Annotated in this window: 9 protein-coding genes and 1 tRNA gene; 6 read left to right on the top strand and 4 right to left on the bottom strand. The window is 59.0% G+C overall.

Annotation, left to right across the window (positions count from 1 at the left end; translation table 11 throughout):
* The first annotated feature begins 97 nt into the window (after positions 1-97).
* Positions 98-382, top strand: a complete 285-nt coding sequence (locus ACV229_RS40185; protein WP_448088595.1) for an oxidoreductase — start codon at positions 98-100, stop codon at positions 380-382.
* Between the two features lie 103 nt (positions 383-485).
* Complete coding sequence (locus tag ACV229_RS40180) at positions 486-1352, top strand: SDR family oxidoreductase (protein ID WP_448088594.1); 867 nt, start codon at positions 486-488, stop codon at positions 1350-1352.
* Positions 1353-1625: 273 nt separating this feature from the next.
* Here the strand turns inward: ACV229_RS40180 and ACV229_RS40175 are convergent, their stop codons facing one another.
* Both ACV229_RS40175 and ACV229_RS40170 read right to left on the bottom strand, forming a co-directional pair.
* Complete coding sequence (locus ACV229_RS40175; protein ID WP_448088593.1) at positions 1626-2279, bottom strand: TetR/AcrR family transcriptional regulator C-terminal domain-containing protein; 654 nt, start codon at positions 2277-2279, stop codon at positions 1626-1628.
* Between the two features lie 135 nt (positions 2280-2414).
* The gene (locus ACV229_RS40170) at positions 2415-2912 is read right to left on the bottom strand and encodes a flavin reductase family protein (RefSeq protein WP_448088596.1); all 498 of its coding nucleotides are present in this window, start codon (positions 2910-2912) and stop codon (positions 2415-2417) included.
* 635 nt (positions 2913-3547) lie between these two features.
* Between ACV229_RS40170 and istB the strand changes: the two genes are divergently transcribed.
* The gene (istB, locus tag ACV229_RS40165) at positions 3548-4555 is read left to right on the top strand and encodes an IS21-like element helper ATPase IstB (RefSeq protein ID WP_448088592.1); all 1008 of its coding nucleotides are present in this window, start codon (positions 3548-3550) and stop codon (positions 4553-4555) included.
* Between the two features lie 392 nt (positions 4556-4947).
* Entirely contained in the window at positions 4948-5559 is a 612-nt protein-coding gene (locus ACV229_RS40160) for an H-NS histone family protein (RefSeq protein ID WP_448088591.1), read from the top strand.
* A 368-nt stretch (positions 5560-5927) separates the two neighbouring features.
* On the opposite strand, the gene ACV229_RS40155 is transcribed toward ACV229_RS40160, so the two are convergent.
* A complete protein-coding gene (locus ACV229_RS40155) occupies positions 5928-6311 on the bottom strand; it encodes a hypothetical protein (RefSeq protein WP_448088590.1) in 384 nt (127 codons plus the stop codon).
* 192 nt (positions 6312-6503) lie between these two features.
* Positions 6504-6779 (bottom strand): HU family DNA-binding protein, encoded by a 276-nt coding sequence (locus tag ACV229_RS40150; RefSeq protein WP_448088589.1) that lies wholly within the window; start codon positions 6777-6779, stop codon positions 6504-6506.
* 1261 nt (positions 6780-8040) lie between these two features.
* Between ACV229_RS40150 and ACV229_RS40145 the strand changes: the two genes are divergently transcribed.
* Both ACV229_RS40145 and ACV229_RS40140 read left to right on the top strand, forming a co-directional pair.
* Positions 8041-8367: an H-NS histone family protein gene (locus ACV229_RS40145; protein WP_448088588.1), complete on the top strand. Its 327-nt coding sequence runs from the start codon at positions 8041-8043 to the stop codon at positions 8365-8367.
* Positions 8368-8519: 152 nt separating this feature from the next.
* Positions 8520-8593 (top strand) — tRNA-Gly (locus ACV229_RS40140).
* Positions 8594-8614 lie beyond the last annotated feature (21 nt).

Raw genomic sequence — 8614 nt, 5'->3', positions numbered from 1 at the left:
AGGCTGTTGAAATTGGATACGGTGTAAACGAGCCCTGAGGGCGGTGCGTTAGAGATATCGTGTTCATGATCTTGGGCAGACGAGAGCGATGCGCGGAATGGACGTGATGCAACTGGGCGAAGGGAACTTCGACTTCCGCAAACTCAAGTCCCGCTTCGGCGGCACCTATATCGCCAACGGCGGATACGACGCGGCGCGTGCCGAAGAGGCAATCCGGAACGGCGATGCCGATCTCGTGTCGTTCGGAACGATGTTCGTCGCGAACCCAGACCTCGTTCGCCGCTTCGAACTCGATGCGCCTCTGAACAAGATGGATCCCACGACCTTCTATCAGGGCGAGGAGCGCGGTTATACCGACTATCCCGCGCTGGCCGCGGCGTGAGATGAACTCTGCGATGCAAGCGCGAAACACTGGGCGTGGCCGGACCGCGCCCATTTCGGACCGCACAGTCCAATCCGATTCCTGTTGAAGCGAGGCGAGAGATATGCCGCAAAGGATTCTGGTCACTGGCGCGACGAGCGCGATTTCGACCGCCGTCATCGAGATGCTTGCGTCGGCGCACCATGGCGCGCGCGCATTGGTGCGCAATCCGGGCAAGGCGAGCGCGCTGAGAGCGCTCAACGTGGAGTTCGCGGTCGGCGATCTCGAAAAGCCGAGGACCCTCGAGTCGGCTTTCGCCGACGTGGACACGGTATTCATGCTAACACCGCCGGGCCCGCGCGCGCCCGAACAATGCTCGAACGCATTGTGGGCGGCGCGCCGGGCAGGTGTCCGGCGCATCGTGCGTTTGTCGGCGTTCGGCGCGTCGCACGATGCGCCTACGATCAATGGCCGGCTGCACGCGCTGTCGGACAGCGAGTTGATCGCGTCGGGCGTTGCGTACACGATTGTCAAGCCGCACTTCTTCATGCAGAACCTGATGATGGAGGCGACGATCATCGCGGAAGACGGCGTATTGCCGCTGCCACTGGGCGAAGCCCGGATGGCGCTCATCGATGCGCGTGACATCGCGGCATTCGTCGCGCGTGTGCTGACCACCGACGGGCACGAGAACAAGACCTACACGCTCACGGGCCCGGCGTCCGTTTCGATGGGCGAAGTCGCGTCGGCGATTGGCGACGCGGTCGGAAAGCCCGTCAAGTACGTCGCCATTTCCGTCGAGCAGGCGCTCGAGGATATGGCGCGTCTTGGTATCGACGAATTCTCGCTGAACGTGCTGCGCGACTACTTCGTGGCGTATGGCCGAGACTGGGGCGATGTCGTGACCGACGATCTTGCGCGCGTATTGGGGGCTCCAGCCCGGTCCGTTGCGGATTTCGCGCGCGATTTCGCGTCCGTGTTCGGGGCGTGAAGCACGCCTGAGTGGTGTTCCGGCCATAGCGTCGATCGCTCTGGCGAGGATCAATAAGGGGCAGCGGCTGTCGCTGCGTCCGTACGAGTCCATTCGGGACGTATGCGGGTTTCACTGCGCCGCTGCATCATCGATCGTTCTGTCGCGCATCGATGCGAGCGCCTCGCGTACCTGCGCGGAGGCCCGATACACACTCATGCAATGTTGAAACAGCAAACGGCCAGCCGCCGCCGGCGTGACAATTGACGTGCGCGAGAGGCTCGCTCGCGGGATTTAGCGCTGCGCCGACGCTCGCTTCGGAGGCCGGGGCATGCCGAAAGCACCAAGGAAGGTGGTGACGGCCTGTCGCACCCAGTGATCCACCTGTGCGGCCGATGGCTGCGAATCCGGATGCATCAGGCATTCGAGCAACGCCTCTCCGCGCAGCAGGCTGATAAATTGCGCGGCCGCGGCGTGGATGCCGACGGACTGGATATCGATCTCTCCGGCCTGCGCTGCGCCGGTCAGTTGCTCGGACACCACCGACGCGATGACCGACGGCCCCGCCAGGTAGAACTGTCGACCCAGGTTCGGGAAACGGGGCGCCTCCGCTGCGACGACGCGAAACAGTGATAGTGCGGGGGGGGGGAGAATGATCTTGAGATAGGACGTGCCGATGTCGGTCAGCGTCCGCGCGACATTGCCCGGCGCCGCACGGATAGCCCGGACTGCTCCGGACATCACGGCGCACTCGCGCTCGATCACGGCAGCGAACATGGCCTCCTTGTTGGAGAAGCATGTATACATCGTCGCTTTCGATACACCGGCTTCGCGCTGGATCATGTCCGTCGTGGCTGCGCTGAATCCTTCCGCCAGAAAAACGGTCGTGGCTGCGTTCAGTACTGCAAGCGTCTTGTCATTTCGTTCAACGGGGGAGGGGGCGGGCATTACGAACACTCGGTCAATGGATAGCGCGTTTCAACTATACCGAACAGTTCAATAGGCTGCCAAGAACGGGATGAAGCAGCCCGCCTGAATCGTCGGCCATCTGGACGGAGCGGTTTCGCGATGGCCTTCGGACCTTCATTCCGTCTGGTGTCGGCGGGTCTCTCTCAAGCGACGGCGCCGCTGCATGCTCGTGAATGGAGCCCATTCGGTCCGCATGAACACCAGCGGCAGCAACGCGGTCGAGTCGAATCGCTCGATTCTCCCGATCAGAACGCTATGATCCCCCTCTTCATGGGCAGTATGCCGCCGGCACTCGAAGGTCGACACGCTGGCCTTGAGTCGCGGGCATCCTCCAAGGCCCGTATCGAACATCGACTCGAAGGCGTCGAATTTGTCGCGTGCCGGTCGGGCGAAGTGCGGCGCAAGCGCCTTCTGGTCGATGGACAGAACGTTGACGATGAAGTGAGACGCAGAGAGAAAGCTGACCGCGCTGCGAGCGGCGGTGCACACACTCCAGAGGATCAGCGGTGGGCTCAGGGACAGCGATGCGAACGAGTTGATGGTCATGCCTTCCCGTTTGCCTTGCGGTCCGACGGTCGTGACGAGACAAACGCCGGTGGGAAACGCGCCCAGTGAACGGCGCAGGCCGCCCTCGTCGAGTCCGACGGAGGTTGCCGCCGGTTTTGCTGATGATGTTTGCCTCTCGCGTGCGATTCAGTACTGACCTTTGGGCTCGAGTCCGAGCAGGTATTGGCCGGTCATCGACGAGATGGCGTCCCAGTTCAGACTGAAGTGCTTGACGATCATGTTCGCGTCCCGCCACATTCTTTGTGATGGCGAAAACGCGACCAAAAACTTGGATCATTCGATTAGGCCGGCACCAGCAGCGCTCAGCCTTCACCATACCCCGTGAGCGGGATAGGTCTTGATCTTAGTAAATGCCCAAGAAACATTCAGCGCACCTCGTGATCTAGGCCAAGCCATTGGCGTCCGCTATCGGTGCTCGTCGGTCCGATGCCGAGGGAACAGATGACGCTCGAATGTCCGTAAGCGAATTCCGTTGCGTGACCGCGCTTGGCCGAACCCGGAAATTCGCCGTCCGACGACGGTCGAGCCTCCCAACTCGGCCTCGAATTTCCGTAGTCGACTGCGCATTCCACCGGTCGATGCAACACTCCCGCTGCTCACGCAGCTTCGATTGTGTTGCATCGACCGGTTGAATCCGCACACGAGCACGATCGTGCCGCAACTTACTATGGGGACCGGTCATGAACAGCGTACAACAGACTTTGAATCATCTGCGCGAGCTGAGACTGACAACAATGGCTCACGCTTATCAGATCCAACTTGAGCAATCCGCCATGCAGGAATTGAGTTTCGATGATCGGCTTTCGCTGCTGGTTGAACGCGAGCTAGCCGAGCACGGTTCCCGCAGACTCCACAGATTGATTCGATCCGCCTCGTTTCCCGAAATCGCGGTGACGGAGGATCTCGACTATCGCCCGAGCCGTGGTATGAACAAGGCTCGGCTTGCGCCCTTGATCGCGTGTGAATGGATTCGTCAACGTCTCAATTTGATGGTGCACGGCCCAACCGGTGCTGGGAAAACCTGGCTTGTCTGCGCGCTCGGGACACAAGCCTGCCGGATGGGGTTGTCGGTCGCGTTTCGAAAGGCGGGGGAACTGTACAGCACCGCTGCTACCGCTACGCTCGACGGCTCCCTCCCCAGGTTAAAGACTGAGCTCGCCCGTCCCGATTTGCTGATCCTGGACGATTTTGGGATTGGCGAGATGAATGCGCAGACCGCGCACATCCTGCTGGATGTCGTCGATCGTCGGATGCGGACCGGTTTCTTGTTGATTGCGAGCCAATATCCCATCGAACTATGGCATGCGTGCTTCCCGGATCCAATGGTCGCGGATGCGGTACTCGTCCGCATCGTCCATCAGTCATATCGCATCATTTTGAAGGGGAATCGATGCGGAAACTGCAGGCGCGGAAACGGATGGGGGGCGAATGAGCGTCGTGCCGGAACCCTGAGCACGGTGCCGGAACAGACGCTAACAGTTGAGACGGCGTTCATGATCGCCATCTCAACTGTTCATCACGAACCGAAATGGGTGTTCACGAACTACCGATCGTGGGGTGCACGAGCATCCGAAATACGTAGTCGTTGCAAAATGGCCGGCGCTGCTCCTTCGGTGAATTATCGGATCTCGAGGCAGCCTACTCTGCCTCGTACTCAACCCGATCGGATTATGCTGGACTCGAATTGAAGCAGCCGTTCACCACGCACGCTCAGTTGACTCCGATCTCGCAGAAGTGGCGGCATGGGAGCGGCGAGTCGTGACCTACTTCGGCCCTCACTGCCGACAAGATGGGGATGTCGTCCCAAAAGAAATCTGTACTGCTACCTACGCGACCCATCGGCTTCGATGGTCGGTATTGCCTCCCGAAAGGGAAGCCAGAATGGGTTGATTGGTGATGCCTTCTTTCTTTGATAGAACGATCAAACGTCAATTTTTTCGTGGCAATTCGGGCATCTTTGTACGCTTGTTTGGCAAGATCATCTATGCTGTGTATATTCTTCGCCTTGGCGCGTGCATCAGTAAGATTGCCGACGGCGGACGATCCACGTAAACAGAGTGATTTCTATAGGGAGGTGTCAATGGCAACATTGGAAGCCATTCAGTCGAAGATCGCGAAGCTGCAAAAGCAAGCCGAGCTCATGGCCGCGAAGCAGGCATCGGTCGGCCTCGAAAAGATCCGCGACTTAATGGAAAAACATGGCGTGACGGTCGCCGACATTGAAAGTTTCGTCAGTCGAAAGCGTGGTCGGAAGCCGGGCACTGCGGCGGCTAAAAGTACGAAGGCCACTACCCAGGTAAAGCGCGTTGTAGCCGCCAAATATCGCAATCCGGAGACCGGAGAAACGTGGAGTGGCCGGGGCCGCGCGCCAGCGTGGATCAAGGACGTCAAGGATCGGTCCAGCTTTCTCGTTGGCGCCCCGGCTGAGAAAAAAGACACCGCTCGGAACGCTTCAAAGGGGACCGCAGCCAAAAAAATAGTGGCCAAGAAAGCGGCTGCAAAATCCTCAAAGGCGGATTCGAAGCCCCCGAAATCGGCGAGCGCGACAGCTACTCGTAAGAAGGGACGTCCTTCAAGCAGTGTTGTCTCAAAAAAGACGCGTAGCCGGCGGCCAGTCGTCGCAAAAAGAGCAGCCGAAAAGGCCGGTGCGACCGCAAAGTCTGAAGTCACCGCGGAAGCCGCGAGCGCGTGACGGTGCGGCCGAGCAGGTGTGCGGCCGGGAGACGTCAGTCCCTGCCGCACACCCTTACATTTCCCTCGCCTTTGCGTTCGCTTTAAACTCGCCGCGCATCATCTTGGCAGGCACCAAGTTGCCGTCGTCAATACGTAGCGTGTTTGGAATTCCCCCATTCGTATGGAGGAATGCGGTCTGCCGTGTAAAGCTCTCTGGGCGGCACTTTACCGCACTCGACATGCGTTCGAGCGGAATTCGCTTCATGCGAGAACGATGCGTTACACAATTCCGCGCGCGGCCCGTATCGTGACGCGACGATCTCCCATTCATAAACCGGACGTATTCGCACATCGCAAGCGATACCCCGGTGAAATGCGCCTCGCAGGTCATCGCGCTGGCAACATCAACTCGGCGTTTCGACTGATAGGCGCTACACGGGCGGGCTCAATCTCCGGAATGGGAGACGAGGCCGTTCCGGCAAGAAAGCGTTTGAGTCGGTGCTCAGCCTCAATCACCTTGCGGAGCGGTGCGACATCCAACTGCCGATCATGCAGAAGCAGCAGCCTTTCGAAGGCTGCCGCACCGTCCTCTGCGAGAGTCCATTCATTTGACTTGTCGGCGCGCGCGTATGCGGCCTCGACCGCGTACTCGGCCGCCTTGTAACGCTCAACGGACTCGTTTCCGAAGCCAGTTTGTTGAAGACACCACGTCATGTAGGCGGCGCGGATCAGCTCGTTGAACAGATACGAGCTACCGTGGCTGCCCTGCATGCGGCCAGTGCAAGATGAAGTGACAAAGACTGTTCCCGCACGGACGCTTTGTCCATCGGCAGTAACATGGTCTTGGTGAGAGTACGGCGGGGCTGGGAAGACCGTCCGCGATTGTTCTTCGAACTCATATAGTTTGTTGTCACACGACCGGGAGCGCCGTCTTGCCTGATTTGTCTCTTGAGCCTGTTCGCATCAGGTATTCAGTGCGTCCTTGAACGCCTTGCCGGCGGTAAACTTGATCCTTTTTGCGGACGGAATCGTAATGGTTTCGCCAGTGGCCGGATTGCGGCCATTTCGCTCTGCGCGCGCACCAGTCGAAAAAGAACCGAAACCGATCAGCTGGACCGTATCACCGCGCGTGACTGCCTGCGTCACGACCTCGAGAATGGCATCAATGGCGGCCCCGGTGCTGGCTTTTCTGTCGCCGGTGGTGGCGGAAACGGCGTCAATCAATTCGTGCTTGTTCATTCTTGAAGTCCTCGATCACGTCCGCAAGTCGCGGACTTGGCCACTACCCTATAACATTCACCTCCAGCGACGCAACCTCTGCACCCGCGTCCATGGTTGGTTTTACCCCCGACCGGAACCACGTTGGCAATGTCAACGCGGTGCAAGCTGCAGGCGGGGTGACCCATTGCCATCGACCGACTAGCGTGTAACTGATCCGAGAGTCGGTTGGTGAGCCATTAACCTGATAATACCGCCCTGCGTGGCCGCCCATTGATCGCGAGTGTCACGCGAAGGGGGCTACCTTTGCTCGGTATTGCTACCGAGCGATCTCGGCGTTTCTCGCGATCGTTGCAATGGGAGAGCCTGACAATCTCGGGCACTTTGTACGGGATGATTACCACGTCTGATTTGAGCGTCCGAGAAAGCCGGTTGATGCAATGTTCTGCCGTTGGAGATAAACCGCCTGATTGGTGACCCTCGTGATGGAGTTGCATCGCTTCTGTACGCAACTATCCCGGGACCGGGGGAGAATTATTCAGCGTCGGTGGCGAATCTCGCCTGATCGACGAACCGTTGATACAGCGATCGCGATCGGCGATTTCGACGCGGCCATTTGGTCGTGTCGAATATCCTGGCGCTGAACGACACATGTGCTTCATGTGTCACGTCGACTTCACTAAAGCCATTCGTAGAAGACCTGACCGATTGCGTAAGACAACCCGGGGCGGGTGACTGCTACAATTGCCGCTTAGTGTCCAACCGGCTCTGAACCACTTGAGACCTTGCTCGATCAACTTGCGAGTGAGGCTGAGCGGAAGAGGGAGCGGTCACGCGACGAAAGCGGGTTGCGTCAACACCGACGTTGTCGAACCCGACGCATCCGGTGATTCGGACAAGCGCTGCACTCCAAAAACTTTAAACAGACCTTCCCGAGAAGCTCGGCGCCCAAGGTTGCTCCTCAAACGCGGCATGTTCAACGATTTGATCGAGCGTGTGCTTGAGTGCGATTCAAGTGAAGCCGAGCTGCGGAACACCTTAATGCCCCGATGTCGAGGCGGCCGTTACTGGAACTGCCTTGCCGACGGCGGTAGCGCTGATCGGTCTGACGGGTAGCGAAGCGACATGCGCATCGTCGACACATGGCGCGCGCCAGGATGCCAAAGACAAGGCGACCTGCAAAGGCGCCGTCACAATCGGTAACGGACGCGCAGACCGTGATGTAGCGTGACGAGCCTGCAAGGTAGCAGGGCGCCGAAAGTATCAATGAACACCACTTCCCATGACGACCAGCAAAATTCAGTCACTGCAGCAACAACTTGGCCACGTCAACTTACTGCTTGAAGAGGCTCAAAAGAAAGAAAAGGCGGCCGTACTGGCCGCGATTCGGGAGCAGGTCAAGCAATATGGCATCACGGAGCTTGAACTGCTACGAGCGGCCGGCTTTGTGAAAGACAAGCCGAAGAAGCTGCCTGCCAAATACTACGATCCATCATCGGGCAAATCGTGGTCGGGGCAAGGCGCCCGCCCGAAATGGCTGGTCGGCAAAAACCTGGATGATTACCTGATCCTGCCACCTGCGAAGCCTTGGTGGCCAGGAGAGAGCTGATCGAGCGCGGCCAATCATTCACGTCCGCCGTGCTTGATCGAAAACACTGGGCGGGACAATAGCCGCCACTTTCGGTCACGGCACCCCTGACGCGAACCAACGCAAACCAGCATCTTGTTGGCGCCCTGAATTGTGCGAGAATGCGTGCCACCGCGGGTGTAGCTGAATGGTAGAGCAGAAGCCTTCCAAGCTTGCGACGAGGGTTCGATGCCCTTCACTCGCTCCATCGTGGGCCCGTAGCTCAGCT

This window comes from Burkholderia sp. MR1-5-21, from assembly GCF_053427715.1.
The sequence above is the reverse complement of the archived record's forward strand: the minus strand, read 5'-3'. Positions and strand labels throughout refer to the sequence as shown.